Raw genomic sequence first — 335 nt, 5'->3', positions numbered from 1 at the left:
CATTACATTAACCTTGTTTTGACGATTGCCGCTGCAAAGTCCGGCTTGGCTACGTGGTTTGCCAGGGCAAGGGTTCGGACAAATGCCAGTATCGCGATTGATAATTCTGAGCGTGGCGGTGGCCGCGGCGGGTGGCGCTGGCTATGTCGCGAAGAACATGGTGGCACCGCCGCCCCAGGTCGTCGTCGATTCCGGTCCCCAGGCCCCGGCGGTGGCACTCCAGGATGTGCTTGTGCTTTCAGGCGACGTTCCGATGGGCAACCCGCTCCAAAACAACATCGCCTGGCAATCCTGGCCCGCCGACGGCGTCAACGCGAATTTCATCACCCGCACCG

At 61.2% G+C, this 335-nt stretch carries 1 pseudogene; it reads left to right on the top strand.

Annotated features, from left to right (window positions below):
- Positions 1 to 82 precede the first annotated feature (82 nt).
- A pseudogene (locus tag EOD07_RS37395) lies at positions 83 to 335 on the top strand (Flp pilus assembly protein CpaB); the annotation flags it as partial.

The sequence above is a fragment of the Mesorhizobium sp. M2C.T.Ca.TU.002.02.1.1 genome (assembly GCF_003997225.1).
The sequence above is the reverse complement of the archived record's forward strand: the minus strand, read 5'-3'. Positions and strand labels throughout refer to the sequence as shown.